This window comes from Amycolatopsis sp. 2-15 (assembly GCF_030285625.1).
Taxonomy (GTDB): domain Bacteria; phylum Actinomycetota; class Actinomycetes; order Mycobacteriales; family Pseudonocardiaceae; genus Amycolatopsis; species Amycolatopsis carbonis.
Genome location: NZ_CP127294.1, coordinates 1,252,767 through 1,268,804, shown reverse-complemented (window position 1 = coordinate 1,268,804; position 16,038 = coordinate 1,252,767). Strand labels below are relative to the sequence as shown.

The window sequence follows — 16,038 nt, the reverse complement described above, 5'->3', positions numbered from 1 at the left end:
GCAGTCCCGTCCCACACTAGAGCTGTGAGTTGGATCACACAATAGATCGCGGGAATGGGCAGTAATTCACCCGACTGGCGGCTGGTCTTGATCCACGTTGTGGTGCGCGGAACCGGGTCCGCGTTTCTTGGGACGACGTGGGGATGGCTGGAGATTTCGGTGCGGTGCCGCGGGGGTGGTGATGCGGCGGAACCGGACGCGGAGGTCTGGGGGATTGGCCCGCCCATTCGGTGCTGAGCTGAGCCGCGCTTTCGTCTCTCGCGGTCTGTCCACAGCCCACTCCGAGTTGTGGACAACTGCGGTGTGGTGGCGTCGGTCTCGCGGAATTGTCAGTGGGGGCCGATAGGATTGGACGGGACGCCCCAAGGGAGGGCAGGGTTCCGGCCACAGTCGTTTGTGGCCTGTTGCTGAGCGACCGCCGCTCCTGTTGATCGTATGATTGTCCGGGTGCCATGATCGTGTGAGAGTCGTGCTCGCTGTGGTAGTGGTGATTGTCCGCCGCGATCAGGGAATGGGCAGGCGATGCCCCCACCGGCCTGCACCGGTGTTGCTGGGTGCCCGTGTCGACACGGCAGGGCAGATACGTCGCCACGGACGAGACGGTCGTGCGCCAGGTGACCGGCCCGTTCGACAGCGACACCACCCCGGTCGTTCACCCCGCTCGGCATTCACCGCCGAACACCCGCCGACTTTGCCGGAACCCTGCCAAGGGAGGCGGGGCTGTGTGTCCCCCGGCGGCTGAGCATTGCTCGCACATCGCGGGTCCCGTTCGCCCGGCTCGCCATGCTCGGAGAGGCCGCGAAGACGCTCGGTGGTGCCGTCGGCACAGCGCGGCTCGCACATCGCCGATTCCGAACGTTGGCTCGCAGCGTCGTAGAGGTCCGGAACGCCCTCGACGCGCCCCGGCGGTGAGGCGCGCGTCGCCGATGCCGACCGGCCGGCTCGCAGGCGCCTTGCCCGCGCCGAAAATCCCCGTGCCCCGGCCACTCAAGCGCGGTCATGCTCCCCCTGAGACTCCTCCGCCCGCGACAACCACGTATCCGCCTCCTCCACCGACCCCCGCGCCTGCAACATCCGCGCCAAGCTCAACATCCCCTGCACATCCCCGGTCTCGGCCGCCGCGCGGAAAAACCGCTCTGCCTTCGCGAGCTCGTCGCGCGCCTCCGCGAGGTGCCCGAGGTTCGTCAGCGCCGGGATGCTGCCGTGCTCCGCCGCCTTGCGGTACCAGGCCGCGGCTTCGCCCTCGTCGCCGCGGTTGCGGGCCAGGACGCCGAGGTTGGTCATCGCGGCGGCGTCGCCGGCTTCGGCCGCGTCGAGGTACCAAGCCTCGGCCTCGTCGACGTCGCCGCGGCGGTGCAGGAGCAGGCCGAGGCGGACGGTGGCCTCGACGTTGCCGGAGGTCGCGCCCTGGCGGTACCAGGATTCGGCGTCCTGGAGCTTGCCGAAGCGTTCGGACTGGCGGCCGAGCAGGCACGTCGCCGAGAGATCGCCGTCGGAGAGGGCCTCGCGCCACCAGCGCGTGGCCTCGCTGTAGCGGCCGCGTTCGCGCATGACGATGCCGACGTCGATCATCGCGGACGTGCTGCCGGAGCTCGCGGCGCGGCGGCACCAGTCCTCGGCCTCGTCGTAGCGGCCGCGTTCGGCGAGCAGGTGCCCGAGCGCGCCCATCGCGTCGACGTCACCGGTCACGGCGGCCTCGTGGAACCAGTACTCGGCGTCCTCGACGCGGGCGCGCCGTTCGTACGCGCGCCCGAGCCCCAGCATCCCGCGCGGCTCGCCGGCGTGGGCGGCCTCGTGGTACCAGCGTTCGGCCTCGTCGAGCACGCCACGCTCGGCCAGGAGGTTCGCCAACGCCGTCATCGCGATGCGGTCGCCGCCGGCCGCGGCGCGGCGGAACCACGTCTCGGCCTCCGCCTGGTCGCCACGTTCGCGCAGCGCCGCTCCGAGGCGTGTCATCGCGACGACGTTGCCGCCCTCCGCGGCCTTGCGCTGCAGGTAGTCGTCGACGCGCGAGTTCCACTTCCGCAGCCGCCCGCTCATCGGCACTCTCCCTTCCGCCCGCCCCCACCCCCGTAGTCGCTCGGCGCGCCGCGGACGTGACACCGTGGTCCCGGACACGGTTCGCGCGCAGCTGAGAGTGTCGGCGCGGTCACGGGCCTCGCACCGGGCATACTGCCGCCTCCCGAACCCGTCGAGAGGATCACGCGCGCATGGCCCGGACGTTTCCCACCCAGCGGATCCTGCTGGTGGTCGTGGTTCTCGTGGTGGCCGTCGCCGGGATCTGGTACGCCGGACGGCAAAGCGGCGCCGAGCCCACGGGCACCTCACCCACGGGTGCCGCACCCGCCGACGTCACGCAGCAGCTGGCGGAGCTGAAAATCTCGACGCGCACGTCGATGTCCGGCTACTCCCGTGACAAATTCCCGCACTGGGACAACCAAGGGCACAACTGCAACACGCGCGAGCTCGTGCTCAAGCGCGACGGCAAGGACGTCAAGGCCGGCACCGACTGCAACCCGACGTCCGGCACCTGGTTCAGCGTCTACGACGCCGAGACCTGGACCAAACCCGGCGACGTCGACATCGACCACATGGTGCCCCTCGGCCAGGCCTGGGCCAGCGGCGCGCGCGACTGGCCGGAGTCCAAACGCGAGCAGTTCGCCAACGACCTCACGCGCCCCCAGCTCTTCGCCGTGACGGACAACCTCAACCAGCAGAAGGGCGACAAGGCCCCCGACGAGTGGAAGCCGCCGCTGGTGTCGTTCTGGTGCACCTACGCGACGGACTGGGTGACCGTGAAGCACTTCTACGGCCTCACCATCACGACGGGGGAGAAGACGGCGTTGCAGGACATGCTGCGCCGCTGCCCGGCCGCCAGCTGACCTTCCGTTACGGGACCGCTCCCGGCCGCCGGGACATACCATCCGTCGCGGTAACCGAAGGGAGCTGTGGATGGGTATCTTCTCGCGCCGATCGCGTCCCGGTGATCAGGTGGGCACCGGCGAGGCCTTCGAGCTGGGCATGCGCCTGTGGCGGCAAGGCCGTAGCCGGGAATCCGCGAAAGCGTTCGAGTAGGCCGCCCGCCTCGACCCGAGCTCTGTCGACGCGCACTTCCTCTTCGGAGCGTCGCTGGTGGAGGCCGGTCACCTGGCTCGCGCGGCGTTCCTCGGGCACCCGCAAGCGCCGACGACACTGCGCGGTCTGGGGATGGGGGTACTGCCGCCGGTGCGGCGACCCGGTCGATCGCGTGACGCCGACGTCCGGTTCAACGGACCAGGAGTGGGCCTGGAGTGCCTGAGCTGCCCGACGGTGTTCTTCGTGCGTTGCGTGCTGGGTGAGGCGGAGACCGCCGTCGCGCCGAGGTGCCCCGAATGCGGTGCCGTGTTGACGGAGCATCGTTCGGATTCGGATCTCTAGGGTGGCGTCGCGCGGGCCGGAATTGTCGGACCCGTGGGCTAGTGTCCCCGCCATGGCGACCTTCCTCCTCATCCACGGCGGTGGCGGCAACGGCTGGGACTGGCACCTCGTCGTCGACGAGCTGCGCCGGCGGGGTCACGAAGCCGTGGCGCCGGACCTGCCGATCAGGAACCCCGACGCGAAGCTGGCGGACTTCGCGGCCACGGCCATGGCGGCGGTGGCGGGAAAGCAGGACATCGTTGTCGTGGGGCATTCCTATGGCGGATTCACCGCGCCGATGGCAGCGGCGCGGCTGGAAAACGCGCGGCTGCTCGTTTTTCTCGCCGGCATGGTGCCCGCGCCCGGTGAGGCGCCGGGGCAATGGTGGGGCAACGTCGGATTCGAAAGCCCCGGCGAAGAGCTCACCGACACGGAGATCTACCTCGGCGACGTCCCACCGGAGCTCGCCGCCGAATGCCTGCGCCGCAGCCGCGATCAGGTCAGCGCGGAGTGGGACGACCCGTGGCCAGACGCGCAGCTGCCCGACGTCCCCACGCGCGTCCTGCTCTGCCGCGACGACAAGTTGTTCTCGCCTGAGCTCCAGCGGCGCGTCGCGCGCGAGCGGCTGGGGATCGAGGCCGACGAGATCGACGGGTCCCACGGTGTGGCGTTGAGCCGTCCGGTTGAGCTGGCCGACCGGCTCGAGCGGTATTTCGCCACGCTCTGACATCACCCGCCGCCAAATGGTCCAGACCTATTGACGAGCCGGTCGAAGGCTCCCTAACGTCGGTCTCCCGTGCACGGTTCCTCCACCCCGGTCCCCGGAGGTTCCGAAAGTGAAACTCAGAGCCCTCACCGCTGCCGTGCTCGCGCTCGGCGCGCTCGTCACCGTCCCCGTCGCGACGGCCAGCGCCGCGACTTTGCCCGCGTGCCAGCACTTCTACAGCGGTCCGATCCCCGACCGTCCCGTCTCCGGCGGACACGGACCCGGCTCACTCGTCGGCGCGGTCAACGTCGGCAACCGCCTGCCCGCACCCACCGGCGTCACCGGCGGGCTCGGCAGCGACGGCAAGGTCACCTTCACGTTCTCCCGCGTGCCGGGCGCCAAGGCCTACCGCGCGTTCCGCAACGGCCAGGCCCTGCAGTGGATCAGCGACTGGGGCCAGCCGACGCTCCAGGTCACCGACGCGAGCCCCTGCCAGAACGCCAACTACCAGCTCTACGCCATGACCGCCGAGGACAACTCGCCCGGCTCGCTCGGCCAGATTTCCACTGCCTACCGCGTGAACTCGGCCAACAAGCTCGCGCCGTACGCCCTCGCCAAGGGCATGACGCTCAACTACCGCGTCACCGCCTACAACGACATCGCCCAGACCGCCCTCGGCTACCAGGCCGGCCCGGGCTTCTGCGCCGTCGACGCCCGCAACATCCCTTGGGGCACCAGGATTTCCGTCCCGGGCTACGGCCACTGCTACGCGGCCGACATCGGCAGCTGGATCAAGGATGACATCCTCGACGTCTGGCTCCCGGGCAACCAGGCCAACGACTGGGGCGTGCAGCGCCTGACGCTCACCGTCGAATAAAAGAAAGGGCTTCCTCGAGCGAAACCACACTCGAGGAAGCCTTTTCTAGCGTGTCACCACTTGTCGTGCACCAACGGCCGGATCAGCTCGTCATACGTGGCCCGCACCCCGGCCGCCGATTCTTCCGGCAGCGGAGCGAGCCCGGCCGCAACGGTGTTCCCCCGCGCCTGCTCCGCATTGCGCGCACCAGGGATCACCACGGAAACCCCGAGCTGGTCGAGAATCCACCGAAGCGCGAACTGCGCGAAAGTCTGCCCCTCCGGCACGAGCCCGCGCAGCCGTTCGACGGCCTCCAGCCCGACCTCGAACGGCACGCCCGAGAAGGTCTCGCCGACGTCGAACGCCTCACCGTGCCGGTTGAAGTTGCGGTGGTCGTCGGCCCCGAAGGTCGTCGCGGCCGTGTAGCGCCCCGACAGCAGACCCGACGCGAGCGGCACCCGCGCGATGATCCCGGCGCCCGTCTCCACCGCCGTCGGCAGCACGCGCTCCAGCGGCTTGAGCCGCAGGGCGTTCAGGATGATCTGCACCGAAGCGACATTCGGCCGCGAAAGCGCCGTGAGGGCCTCGTCGCACGTCTCGACGCTGACGCCGTAAGCCTTGATCCGCCCCTCGTCGACCATGCGGTCCAACGCGTCGTACACGGCGTCGGACGAGTACACGGCGGTCGGCGGGCAGTGCAGCTGGACGAGGTCGAGGGTGTCCATCCCGAGGTTCCGGCGGGACCGGTCGTTCCACTCGCGGAAGTTCTTCTCGACGTAGGTTTCCGGCACCTGCTCGGCCCGGCGGCCCATCTTCGTGGCCACGAACACGCCGTCACCACGTTCGCGGCGGAAGCGGCCGACCAGCGTCTCGCTGCGGCCGTCGCCGTAGACGTCGGCGGTGTCGAAGAAGGTGACGCCCTCGTCGGCCGCCGCGTGCAGCACGCCCATGGCATCGGATTCGTCGACGTTGCCCCAATCGGCGCCGAGCTGCCAGCACCCGAGGCCGACGGCGGACACCTCACGCCCCAGCCGGGTGATCTTGCGAGTCTCCATGCGACCGATCCTAAGCGGACCCGGATCAGCGCCGAGCAGTCAAGGCACTCACGCGACCGGTCCCACCGCGAACGCTGCCCAGACGTACTTCCCGCCCGGGCACGGCTCGTAACCCCACTCCTGCGACAGTACGTGGACCAGCTGCAGCCCCCGGCTGCGCGCCGCCTCCGGCGAGGGCTCCTTGAGATGCGGCACCGCTTGGCCGACGTCGAAGACGCAGACCACCAGCCGTCCCTCCGAGAGCCGCAGCTCCAGCCGATCCGGCCGCTCACCGTGCTCGAACGCGTTGGTCACCAGCTCGGACGTCGCCAGCAATACGTCATCCCGCCATTGGTCGCCCACAGCCAGCTCTTCGAGCGCGGCGCGGACAGCGTGGCGGGCGATCGCGGGCGCGGTGACGTCGTCCGGGAGCGCCAGGCGCACGGTGGCGGGTGTCGTGGTGCCTCGCGTCGGCATCTTCGACATCGTCATGGCTTCCACACCTCCCGACCTGTCCGTTACTCGCACCGGCTTACTACCCAAGAGGGGGGACCCCGAATCAGGTGCCCTCGGTGATGTCCGTCTCGACCAGTCCCGTGCGCAGTTTCTTCAGCGTCGACGCGAGCAGGCGCGACACCTGCATCTGCGAAACGCCCACACGGCGCGCGATGTCCGACTGGCTCATCCCCGACCCGAACCGCAGCGCGACGATCTTGCGCTCCCGCTCGGGCAGGCTCTCCAGCATCGGCCGCAGCGCCTCGCGCAGCTCCGCCTGGCTGAGGTTCGCGTCGGGCGCGCCGAAGCGCGTGTGCGCCGAGTTCTCCAGCAGGTTGTCCAGCGAAGCGCCGTAGCGGCCCTGGCCGGCGCGCAGGCCTTCGTAGACGTCCTCCATCGGCACGCCGAGGTGCTGGGCGATCTCACTCGGGCGCGGCGCGCGCGAGAGCCGCACAGTGAGCTCCTCGCGCGCGGCGGAGATGGACGCGTTGAGCTCCTTCAGCCGCCGCGGCACCCGCACCGACCAGCTGTTGTCCCGGAAGTGGTGACGCAGTTCACCCGAAATGGTGGGAACGGCGAACGCCAGGAAGTCGGTGCCCTGCGTCGGGTCGTAGCGGTCGACGGCGTGGATCAGGCCGACCGTCGCGATCTGCACCAGGTCGTCCATCGCCTCGTCGCGGTTGCGGAACTTCCGCGCGAGGTTGCGGGCGAGCTCCAGGTGCTCGCGCACCAGTCTGTCCCGGATCACCTCGCGGCGCGGGGAGCCATCGGGCAGTTGGGCCAGCTCGTCGAACAGCGACGCCACATCGGTCTCGCCGCCTTCGGCGGGGGTGGTCACGGGCGGGCCACCTCACTCTCCCGGACGAGCTGAACCCGGGAGAGGTACCGGCCCTCGGCCGGGGTCACTGTGCGTCGCGCCGATGTGGCCAGCGCCGTGAGCAGCTGCCAGGACAGACCGGTGTCGTCGCCGTGGTCCGGGGTGTCGGCGACCACCGACACGGTGACCTCGATGCGCCCCTCGATCCAGGAGAAGACACAGGTCAGCTTGCCGTCGGCCGCGGACGGCAGGAGCATCGAGCACGCCTCGTCCACCGCCATCCGCAGGTCTTCCACCGCGTCGAGGTCGAAGTCCTGGCGCATCGCGATGTCCGCGACGATCGTGCGCAGCGTGGGCACCACGTGCGGGATGGCCGCCGTCCGCACCTCGATGAGCTGCGCGTCCTCCCGATCGAGCGGGGCGTTGTCCTCCACGTGCGGTCCTCTCTCCGGCTCACTCGGCCGTGTCCTGTGCTGCCCGGTCTGCTCATGCCCGGGGTGTGAGCAAACCAAACCCGGGTTTGATTCGCGCGACCGGCGGGCATGTAGCGGTCGAAGTGCTGATCCCGGGAAAGGTGGGGACGAGATGGCTGACGTGAGCCGGCTGCCCAACGTGGTCGCCGAGGAGTGGGAGTGGCAGCTGCAGGGTTCCTGCCGTGGCGCGGACAGCAGCCTGTTCTTCCACACCGACAACGAGCGTGGGTCCGCACGCGAGCGTCGTGAGTCGCGCGCCAAGGCGATCTGCCAGACCTGCCCCGTGCTGGCGCAGTGCCGCAAGCACGCCATGACGGTACAGGAGCCGTATGGCATCTGGGGCGGCCTCGGCGAGATCGAGCGCCGCGAGCTGTTCATGCGTGAACGCCGCAACGCCAAGCGCGATCCGTTGTCGGCCTGACCCAGCCCCGAACTCGCCCCGCGTGCCCTGCCGGCACGCGGGTCGCTGTGCGCGCGGCCGTTCGCCGGAATGCCGGTGCCGCCGTCCGGCTCTTGCCCGCCCGTACCGTTTTCCGGGACAGTGGCGGCCGACGCGGCGGCAGTCACCCACTGGGTTAGGGTTGGACTTTCCAGATGCCTGGAACCGTGAACGGTTGCCGCTTGAACTACAGGCGCGTACCGGCGCAGCAGCAGCGCCTGACGAGGAGAAACTGCATGCCCGCAGCCGACCAGAACGCCACCCCTCCCGGGTTCGGCATCACGCTGGACACCAAGGCCGCCGAGCCGCGGGTGGTGGTCAACGGTGAGCTCGACCTGCTCACCAGCCCGCAGCTGCAGGAAGCCCTTGCCGGGTTGATCGCGGACAAGAGCTCGCAGCGCGTGGTGGCCGACCTGACCGGGGTGACCTTCTTCGACTCCTCGGCGTTGAACGTGGTCCTGCACGCCCAGCGGCAGGCCCGTGAGCAGGACGTCGAGCTCGCGGTGGTCCCCAGCTCGGCCGTGAGCCGCGTCATCGAGCTCACGGGAGTGGCCGAACACCTGAGCGTGTCGGAGGAGCCGCCCGCCTGATCCCCGATACGGTCGCGCGGACCTGAATTCCGCTCGCGACCTGGGGGAGATCCACGATGATGGGGCGCACCCACGCCCTGACCGGCTGGTGCGCGGGGCTCGCCCTCGCGCCCGCGGTCGGCGCCGGTTCCGTGCACCAGGCGGTGGTTTTCGCCGCCACCACGGCCGGCTTCGCGTTGCTCCCCGACCTCGACCACCCCGGCGCCAGCGCGTCCCGTCTCCTCGGCTGGCTGACGGGCGCGCTCTCGTGGCTCCTGCGCCGCGTTTCGTCGGCCGTGTACGCCCTGACGAAGGGCCCCCGCGACGAGAAGGTGACGGGCAAGCACCGCCACCTGTCGCACACGGTGCTGTTCGCCGCGGGCCTCGGCTTGGCGACTTCGGCCGGCACCGCGGCCGGCGGTCCGTGGGCGGTGTTCGGCGTGGTGGTCTTCGGCCTGCTCCTCGCCGAGGGCGCCCTGGGCGACTGGCTGCTGCCGGTCAGCGTCGGCGCCATCCTGTGGTGGTACTTCACCGCGCCGCCCGACCACGTCGCCCAGCTGCAGCAGATCTCGGGCTGGCTCGGGATCGCCGTGGCGGCCGGGTGTTTGGTCCACTGCCTCGGCGACTCGCTGACCGAGTCGGGCTGCCCGTTCCTCTTCCCGCTGCCCATCGCGGGCGAGACCTGGTACGAGATCCGGCCACCGAAGATCTTCCGGCTGCGGACGGGCAAAAAGGTGGAGACGCGGTTGGTGTTCCCGATTTTCGTGGTCGTGGGGGTCCTCCTGGTGCCCGGCGTGTGGGGCTGGACGACTTCGACGGCGGAGCGGCTGTTCAGCCCTCCGGCCGCGCAGACCGCGACGCAGTGATCCGCTTCGCCGCGGCGGCAGCCCAACCCGCACCGCTTGAGCACGGGTTCCGCGGTTTCCGGGCCCGTTGCTGGACGTCACCGCCCGGCCGCAGCCCGGCCCGTCCCGGCACGCGGTGACTGTCCACGGGACTCTTGCCGAGTGGTCCCTCGACGCGATCGGGTGGCTGGCCGGGCTCGCGGCCGACCTCGGCGCGCGGGCCGGGCTCGCCACGCCGCTGCTGGTCACCGCGCAGCGGCGCTGATCCGCTTCGCCGCCGCGGCGGTGTCGGTGTAGTCGCGGGTGTGGGAGATCTTGCCGTCGCGCACGGTCAGCACCATCACGTACGACGAGACGAACGCTTCGCCGCCGAGTTCGCCGTGGAGGTCGAACTCCGTGACGAGCACGGACGGGTCGGTGGTTTCGTGCACGACGACGTTGTCCGCCTTGGTCATGCGGCGCGCTGAGCCGGCCGCGTGGAACCGGCGGCGCAGCTCCTCTCGCCCGTGCGTCAGGCGCGGCACGCCGGCCGGGGTGAAGGGCATTTCCAGCACGACGTCCTCGGCGTAGAGGTCGGCGAGGTCGTCCCAGCGGTTGTCCACGGACGCGTCCAGGAACTGCCGGAACACCGTCGTGGCACCGGTCATGGTGTGGGCCGCCGCGGTGTTGGGGAAGTCGCGGTACGCCACGATCTCTCCATTGTGGACGGTCGCCAGCCCGACCGAGGACGGGAACCCGTAGCTCTCCCCGGTGTGCGGGTTGCGGCCCTCGACGGTGAGCTCGGCGACGAACCCGTCGGCCAGCTCGCGGACGCCGACCCGCACGGAGTCCAGCCCGAGCGCGCGGGCGCGGACGGCGCCGTCGCCGAGCGTCGCCAGGATCGCTTCGCGGCCTTCGGCGCGGTGGCCCTGGAAGGGCAGTTCGTACACGGCTTCGGCGGCGAAGACGTCGGCGAGCGGCGCGGGGTCGAGCGTCTGCATGCTGTGGACGAAGAGCTGCGAGATTTCGGACACGGTTCGGCTCATCAGGAGTTCTCCGAGGAAGAATGAGGTTGAATCGGAACGGCGCACCCGGTTCCCACGATACGGAGTGGACGCTCCGATTGTCAACGAGATCGAGGAGGACGCCCGTGGACAAGCCACTGCTGCGCGCCGACGCGCGCCGCAACAGGGCCCGCGTGCTGGCTGCCGCCGAGGAGGCCTTCGCGGCCGACGGCCTGGCCGTGCCCCTCGACGACATCGCGCGGCTCGCGGGCGTCGGCGCGGGCACGGTTTATCGGCATTTCCCCAGCAAGGAGGCGCTTTTCCAGGCCGTGGTGCTGGAGCGCCTGGAGCAGTTCGCGGCCGAGGCCCGCGAGCTCGTCGACGCCGAAGACCCGGGCGCGGCCTTCTACGACTACTTCGCGCGCGTGATCAAGCAGGCCTCCCTCAACCGCGCGATCTGCGAAGCACTCGGCGCCACCACAGGCTCCGCGTACAAGGCGGAGATCGGCACGGAGTTCCGCGCGAACCTCGCCGCCCTGCTCCAGCGCGCGCAGGCGGCGGGGGCGGTTCGCCGCGATCTCGATGGCGACGACCTGCGTGCGCTGATCGTCGGCGCCCTCGCCGTCGAGCGGTACTCGCCTGGAAGCCACCATCTGGTCCGCGTGCTGCTGGACGGCCTGCGCACCGTCACCCCGGCAGGTCCCTGAGCTTCCGCAGCGGCGACGCGAGCAGGATCGCCGTCGACAGCACCAGGCCGACGCCGACGACGTACAGCGTGGCGCGCATGGACGTCACCTCGGCGAGGACGCCGCCCGCCAGGCTGCCCAGCGGTGCCGTGCCGCGGATGAGCGTCGTCGACACCGACGTCACGCGGCCCAGCAACCGCCTCGGCGTGACGGCCTGGCGGAAGCTCACGGCGTAGACGTTGATGAGGATGATCCCGAACCCCGCGCCCACACCGCCGGCGACGTACCAGGCCAGGCCCCAGCCCGGAGTGGTGAAGGCGTAGAGCAGGAACGAGCCTCCGTAGACGACTGCTGCCGCGTTCAGTGCCCGTGCCGCCCCGATTCTCGCCGCGAGCGGCCGCGCGATGGCGCTGGCGACCAGTGCGCCGGTGAGGGAAACCGTGCTGAGGACCCCGATCGGCGCGAGCTCGAGGGTCATGGCTGAGGAGTTGTGGGCATCGAGCGGAACGGGCTCGCGACCGTGCCGCGCAGGTTGGGCGATCTTGTTGCCGATCACACTTTCGGCGATTTCGAAGTGCGGAGTTACGAGAGGGCGGCGCGCCTTGGCTGCGCCGCGCGCATCATGAGGCAGGCGCCGGCTGGGTCTTCCGCCGTGCTCCTGCTTGGCCGCATCCCGGCCGGGCGGAACCGGCCCCCGGGGCCGGGCGAAAACCGTGCCACGGCCACCGCAGTCAGGCGCAACTCGGAACCTGGCCATCGGTTCCTCGCATACCGGCGCCTGCGGTCATCGCGCCGCGGTCAACCTGGGCCCTATGCCGCCCTCAACTCTCTGTGACGCGTCCTCGCAATCCGCTGAGGTGCCCGCGCCCGAGTTACCCACAGTGGCAACGGCGTTGTGGATAACTCGGGCCTCCGCGCAGCTTTTCAACGGTCTGGTCGGCGCTGGCCGGTAGAATGGAGATGGGACGCCCCCTTGGGAGGGCGGGGGTTTTGCCTGGTGAGCGCCTTGCGAAGGGGCAATTGTTGAGCGCCGAGCGGGGCGCTGCGGCGGCGGTGCGTAGCCGCGGAGCCGGTTTGAGCGTCGTCAAAGCGATCAGGCTGCGCGGGGTGGCGCTGGCGACGAGGTGAAATCGGCAGAATCCGGTGGTGCTGAACAACGTTTGCTCGTGGCCAGGCCGGCCGGGACCGGTCGCCCGGAGTCCTCGAATCTGCGGCGCGGGGTCATCTGATCGCAAACTTGCGTTTATTCGGCTCAACTTGCACAGTCTGTAACGGCGCATAAGATCAACACGACTACTCCTCGTACCCGCGCGTCGGCTCGGCGAGGGAGGTGCCGGTTTGTCCAACACGGCTCCGACCTGGGGTTCTGTCGTCGTGACCGGGCTGGCCGGCATCGCCGTCGGCCTGCTCGTGGCGGCACTCCTCGTGGCCGGGAACTCACCGAACCGTCCAGCCGGTTCGTCCGTTCCGTCGTCGCCACCGCCCGCGCAACCGGTCACGGTGACGGTCACGGGCCGGCCACCACCCCCGGTGACCGTGACGCAGTCGCAGTCCGAACCCCCGGCACCACCGCCGAGCACGACGACCTCGACGGTGTCCGTGACCCGTGAGCTGCCCGCTCCGAAGTCGCAGTCGGAGTCGGGCTCGGGGTCGCCGACGTCGCTGGATCCGACGTCGGCCATCGCGCCGAATGTCGCTTCGGCCCAGAGGTGATGCAACCACCCAGCCGCCCCCGCACGTCTGGCTGACGTGCGCAGACACCTAGCCGTCGCCCTCCTCCTGCTCGGCCTCACCGCCTGCAGCCCGCCACCGCTCATGTGCCCAGCCATCGCCGTGCCCGCCGGCCTCGCCATCGACGTGCCGGCCGGGCAGTTCAGCCGAGCCGAAGTGACCGCGTGCTGGGCCGGCCACTGCACCCAGCGCCAGGTGGGGCTCCAAAGAGCAACCACCGCCGGCCCCACCACCTGCACCCCCACAGCCTGCGGAGCATCCGCCGTGCCGACCGGCGGGCGGTACGGGTTCGTCGAGATCTCCGGACTGCCCGCCGCGCCCGTTGGCGTCAAGCTCGTGCTCGACGGCGGCGCCGCCAAGCGAACGACCGTTCACCCGCAGGCGCCGAAGGCGAGCCAATGCGGTGAACCAGGAGTTCAAGTCCGCTTGGTCGTGGGGCCCGACGGGACCGTTCGCTAACCGACGTCCCGCCGGCGCCAGCCGAACAGGCCGAGCACCAGGCACGCCACCGCGACCACCAGCAGCCACACGATCGGCGTCGCCGTGAAGGCCGCGCCCGGGAGCTTGGGCGGGTGCTGGAACGGCGAGACGTCCAGCACCGCCTGTGGCGCGTTCACGACCGGACCGAACAGGCTGATCAGCAGCCCCAGCGCGCCGGCGGCCCAGGCCAGGCCGGTGAAGCGCGGCAGCAGCCCGAAAAGCAGCGTGCACACCGAAACGATCACCCACGTCGCCGGCACCTGCACCAGCACGGCCGTCAGCATGTCGGCCACGGAAACGCCGACGTTCCCGGAGCGCAGCCCGTGCGAAATGCCTAGCAGCACCCCGCCGACGAGCACCAGCAGGGCCGTCCCGACGTACGCGAATACGAGGTGGCTCGCCGCCAGCCGGAGGCGGCCGACGCGGGTGGCGAGGAGCGGTTCGAAGCGCACGCCCGTCTCCTCGGTGCGCATCCGCAGCGTCGCCTGCACGCCGTACAGCGCGCTGAGCATGGCGAACAGGCTCACCATCGTCGCGAGGAAGGCGTCGACGATCGCATCGGAACCGCCGAGGCGCTCGAAGATCTGGCGCGTCTGCTCGGTGTCGCCGACGAGGCCGGAGATGCCGCTCGCGATGGAGCCGAACAGTGCGCCGCCGATGGCGAAGCCGACGACCCAGCCCAGGAGCGGGCCGCGTTGCAGCCGCCACGCCAGCGCGAACGGCGTGCGCAACGAAGGCGTACCGCCAGGCGGTCCCGGACGGGGCGGCACCAGGCCGGTGCCGACGTCGCGGCGCGGCAGGAGGGCGTAGCCGGCGGCGCCCAGCACGACACTCAACACAACGGGCAGCAGCAGGACCCACCAGCGTTCGCCCGCGAAAGGGCGCACCTGCTGCGACCAGCCGATCGGCGAGAGCCACGAGACCCAGTGGGCGTCGGATGTCGAGTCGCCCGCGCCGCGCAGCAGGAAGGCGACGCCGATCACCGCGGTGCCGATGCCGTTGGCCGTGCGCGAGTACTCGGCGAACTGCACGGCCACCGCCGCGACGCCCGTGAACACCAAGCCCGCCAACGCCGTGCCCGCGCCGAAGGCCAGGGCGCCGTCGGCTGGCAGCTTCGCGCTGATCATCGTGCCGACCTGGATCACGCCGATCAGCACGCTCGCCGCGCCGGACACGAGGACAGCCGCGGTCAGGGCCGCGTAGCGACCGACCACAGTGGACGCCAGCAGCTCCGCGCGGCCCGAGTCCTCCTCGGCGCGCGTGTGGCGCGTAACCGTGAAGACGGCCATCAGCCCGATGAGCAGCGCGAGGAACCCGCCCATGCGCCACGCGATGAAGCCGCCCGCCGTCGTGAGGTCGAAGGCCGGGCCGTAGAGCAGCGAGAACGACGGGTTCGCCACGGCACCCGCGGTGAGCGCCGCGCGGCTGGCGGCGTCGGGGTAGAACTGGTCGTAGCTCGACACCGTGGCGGCCGGGACGATGCTGAGCAGCACGATCCAGATCGGCAGGATCACGCGGTCACGCCGCAGCGCGAGCCGGGTGAGGTGCCAGGTGCCGACGAGTGCGGTGTTCGTGGCCGGCGCCCGCATGAGGGTCGCGGTCATTTCCCGGTCCCCTCGGTGTAGTGGCGCAGGAAGAGCTCCTCCAGCGTCGGCGGCTGGCTGACCAGGCTGCGCACGCCGACCTGCGTGAGCTGGCGCAGCGCGTCGTCGAGTGAGCGCGTCTCCACGTCGAAGCGCACGCGGTTGCCGGTCACCTCGAGGCCGTGGACGTCGGCGAGCTGGGCCAGGCCGTTGGGCGGCCCGGCCAGCTCCGCGGTGATCGACGTGCGGGTGAGGTGGCGCAGCTCGGCGAGCGTGCCGGACTCGACGGTGCGGCCGTTGCGGATGATGCTCACCTTGTCGCACAACGCTTCCACCTCCGCGAGGATGTGGCTCGACAGCAGCACGGTGCGGCCCTGCGCGCGTTCCTCCTGGATGCATTCCTGGAACACCGACTCCATGAGCGGGTCGAGGCCCGAGGTCGGCTCGTCGAGGATCAGCAGGTCCACAGTGGACGCGAGCGCGGCCACGATGGCGACCTTCTGCCGGTTGCCCTTGGAGTACGTGCGGCCTTTCTTGCGCGGATCGAGGTCGAACCGCTCGATGAGGTCCTTGCGTCGGCCCTGGTCGAGCCCGCCGCGCAGGCGTCCGAGCAGGTCGATCACCTCGCCGCCCGAGAGGTTGGGCCAGAGGTTGACGTCGCCGGGCACGTAGGCGAGGCGGTGGTGCAGGCTCGCCGCGTCGCGCCACGGATCGCCGTCGAGCAGGCTCACCTCACCCGCGTCGGCGTGCAGCAGCCCGAGCAGAACCCGGACGGTGGTGGACTTCCCGGCGCCGTTCGGGCCGAGAAAACCGTGGACTTCCCCCACGGGAACCTGGAGATCGAGGCCGTCGAGGGCCATCGCCGCGCCAAAAGACTTGTGGAGGCCGGAGATCGAGATGGCGTTTCCCATGTTTCGGAAGCTACACTCGTTTCACGAAGTTGTG

At 70.5% G+C, this 16,038-nt stretch carries 19 protein-coding genes; 10 read left to right on the top strand and 9 right to left on the bottom strand.

The window, feature by feature from the left end; genetic code table 11:
• Window positions 1-987: 987 nt before the first annotated feature.
• On the bottom strand, window positions 988-2,040 hold the full coding sequence (locus QRX50_RS06280) for an SEL1-like repeat protein (RefSeq protein WP_285971014.1): 1,053 nt from the start codon (window positions 2,038-2,040) through the stop codon (window positions 988-990).
• A gap of 170 nt (window positions 2,041-2,210) precedes the next feature.
• Here QRX50_RS06280 and QRX50_RS06275 point away from each other — a divergent pair, with 170 nt between their 5' ends.
• From QRX50_RS06275 to QRX50_RS06265, 3 genes are all read left to right on the top strand, one after another.
• Window positions 2,211-2,882 carry an HNH endonuclease family protein gene (locus QRX50_RS06275; protein ID WP_285971013.1) on the top strand — a complete coding sequence of 224 codons (672 nt, stop codon included), beginning with the start codon at window positions 2,211-2,213 and terminating at the stop codon, window positions 2,880-2,882.
• Window positions 2,883-3,469: 587 nt separating this feature from the next.
• On the top strand, window positions 3,470-4,123 hold the full coding sequence (locus QRX50_RS06270) for an alpha/beta fold hydrolase (RefSeq protein WP_285971012.1): 654 nt from the start codon (window positions 3,470-3,472) through the stop codon (window positions 4,121-4,123).
• A gap of 109 nt (window positions 4,124-4,232) precedes the next feature.
• Complete coding sequence (locus QRX50_RS06265) at window positions 4,233-4,979, top strand: 3D domain-containing protein (protein ID WP_285971011.1); 747 nt, start codon at window positions 4,233-4,235, stop codon at window positions 4,977-4,979.
• A gap of 53 nt (window positions 4,980-5,032) precedes the next feature.
• Here QRX50_RS06265 and QRX50_RS06260 read toward each other — a convergent pair whose 3' ends face one another.
• The 4 genes from QRX50_RS06260 to QRX50_RS06245 all read right to left on the bottom strand — a co-directional run bounded on the left by QRX50_RS06260 (window position 5,033) and on the right by QRX50_RS06245 (window position 7,738).
• Entirely contained in the window at window positions 5,033-6,013 is a 981-nt protein-coding gene (locus tag QRX50_RS06260; RefSeq protein WP_285971010.1) for an aldo/keto reductase, read from the bottom strand.
• Between the two features lie 48 nt (window positions 6,014-6,061).
• Window positions 6,062-6,484: an ATP-binding protein gene (locus QRX50_RS06255; RefSeq protein ID WP_285971009.1), complete on the bottom strand. Its 423-nt coding sequence runs from the start codon at window positions 6,482-6,484 to the stop codon at window positions 6,062-6,064.
• Window positions 6,485-6,551: 67 nt separating this feature from the next.
• Window positions 6,552-7,325 carry a SigB/SigF/SigG family RNA polymerase sigma factor gene (locus QRX50_RS06250; RefSeq protein WP_285971008.1) on the bottom strand — a complete coding sequence of 258 codons (774 nt, stop codon included), beginning with the start codon at window positions 7,323-7,325 and terminating at the stop codon, window positions 6,552-6,554.
• Window positions 7,322-7,738 carry an ATP-binding protein gene (locus tag QRX50_RS06245; RefSeq protein ID WP_285971007.1) on the bottom strand — a complete coding sequence of 139 codons (417 nt, stop codon included), beginning with the start codon at window positions 7,736-7,738 and terminating at the stop codon, window positions 7,322-7,324. The genes QRX50_RS06250 and QRX50_RS06245 overlap by 4 nt, the downstream gene beginning before the upstream one ends.
• Before the next feature lie 151 nt (window positions 7,739-7,889).
• Between QRX50_RS06245 and QRX50_RS06240 the strand changes: the two genes are divergently transcribed.
• From QRX50_RS06240 to QRX50_RS06225, 4 genes are all read left to right on the top strand, one after another.
• Window positions 7,890-8,198 carry a WhiB family transcriptional regulator gene (locus tag QRX50_RS06240; protein WP_285971006.1) on the top strand — a complete coding sequence of 103 codons (309 nt, stop codon included), beginning with the start codon at window positions 7,890-7,892 and terminating at the stop codon, window positions 8,196-8,198.
• A gap of 254 nt (window positions 8,199-8,452) precedes the next feature.
• Window positions 8,453-8,806, top strand: coding sequence for an STAS domain-containing protein (locus QRX50_RS06235; protein ID WP_285971005.1), 354 nt, complete (start codon window positions 8,453-8,455; stop codon window positions 8,804-8,806).
• Window positions 8,807-8,865: 59 nt separating this feature from the next.
• Window positions 8,866-9,651, top strand: a complete 786-nt coding sequence (locus tag QRX50_RS06230) for a metal-dependent hydrolase (protein ID WP_285974372.1) — start codon at window positions 8,866-8,868, stop codon at window positions 9,649-9,651.
• A 67-nt stretch (window positions 9,652-9,718) separates the two neighbouring features.
• The gene (locus QRX50_RS06225) at window positions 9,719-9,895 is read left to right on the top strand and encodes a hypothetical protein (RefSeq protein WP_285971004.1); all 177 of its coding nucleotides are present in this window, start codon (window positions 9,719-9,721) and stop codon (window positions 9,893-9,895) included.
• On the opposite strand, the gene QRX50_RS06220 is transcribed toward QRX50_RS06225, so the two are convergent.
• Window positions 9,876-10,655, bottom strand: coding sequence for a nuclear transport factor 2 family protein (locus tag QRX50_RS06220; RefSeq protein ID WP_285971003.1), 780 nt, complete (start codon window positions 10,653-10,655; stop codon window positions 9,876-9,878). The genes QRX50_RS06225 and QRX50_RS06220 overlap by 20 nt on opposite strands.
• 104 nt (window positions 10,656-10,759) lie before the next feature.
• Here QRX50_RS06220 and QRX50_RS06215 point away from each other — a divergent pair, with 104 nt between their 5' ends.
• Window positions 10,760-11,320: a TetR/AcrR family transcriptional regulator gene (locus QRX50_RS06215; protein ID WP_285971002.1), complete on the top strand. Its 561-nt coding sequence runs from the start codon at window positions 10,760-10,762 to the stop codon at window positions 11,318-11,320.
• Here QRX50_RS06215 and QRX50_RS06210 read toward each other — a convergent pair.
• A complete protein-coding gene (locus tag QRX50_RS06210; protein ID WP_285971001.1) occupies window positions 11,301-11,777 on the bottom strand; it encodes an MFS transporter in 477 nt (158 codons plus the stop codon). The genes QRX50_RS06215 and QRX50_RS06210 overlap by 20 nt on opposite strands.
• 860 nt (window positions 11,778-12,637) lie before the next feature.
• Here QRX50_RS06210 and QRX50_RS06205 point away from each other — a divergent pair.
• Both QRX50_RS06205 and QRX50_RS06200 read left to right on the top strand, forming a co-directional pair.
• Window positions 12,638-13,012 (top strand): hypothetical protein, encoded by a 375-nt coding sequence (locus QRX50_RS06205; protein WP_285971000.1) that lies wholly within the window; start codon window positions 12,638-12,640, stop codon window positions 13,010-13,012.
• A 36-nt stretch (window positions 13,013-13,048) separates the two neighbouring features.
• Window positions 13,049-13,489 carry a hypothetical protein gene (locus tag QRX50_RS06200; protein WP_285970999.1) on the top strand — a complete coding sequence of 147 codons (441 nt, stop codon included), beginning with the start codon at window positions 13,049-13,051 and terminating at the stop codon, window positions 13,487-13,489.
• On the opposite strand, the gene QRX50_RS06195 is transcribed toward QRX50_RS06200, so the two are convergent.
• Both QRX50_RS06195 and QRX50_RS06190 read right to left on the bottom strand, forming a co-directional pair.
• The gene (locus QRX50_RS06195) at window positions 13,486-15,114 is read right to left on the bottom strand and encodes an ABC transporter permease (RefSeq protein ID WP_285970998.1); all 1,629 of its coding nucleotides are present in this window, start codon (window positions 15,112-15,114) and stop codon (window positions 13,486-13,488) included. The genes QRX50_RS06200 and QRX50_RS06195 overlap by 4 nt on opposite strands.
• Window positions 15,111-16,004, bottom strand: coding sequence for an ABC transporter ATP-binding protein (locus tag QRX50_RS06190; RefSeq protein WP_285970997.1), 894 nt, complete (start codon window positions 16,002-16,004; stop codon window positions 15,111-15,113). The genes QRX50_RS06195 and QRX50_RS06190 overlap by 4 nt, the downstream gene beginning before the upstream one ends.
• Window positions 16,005-16,038 lie beyond the last annotated feature (34 nt).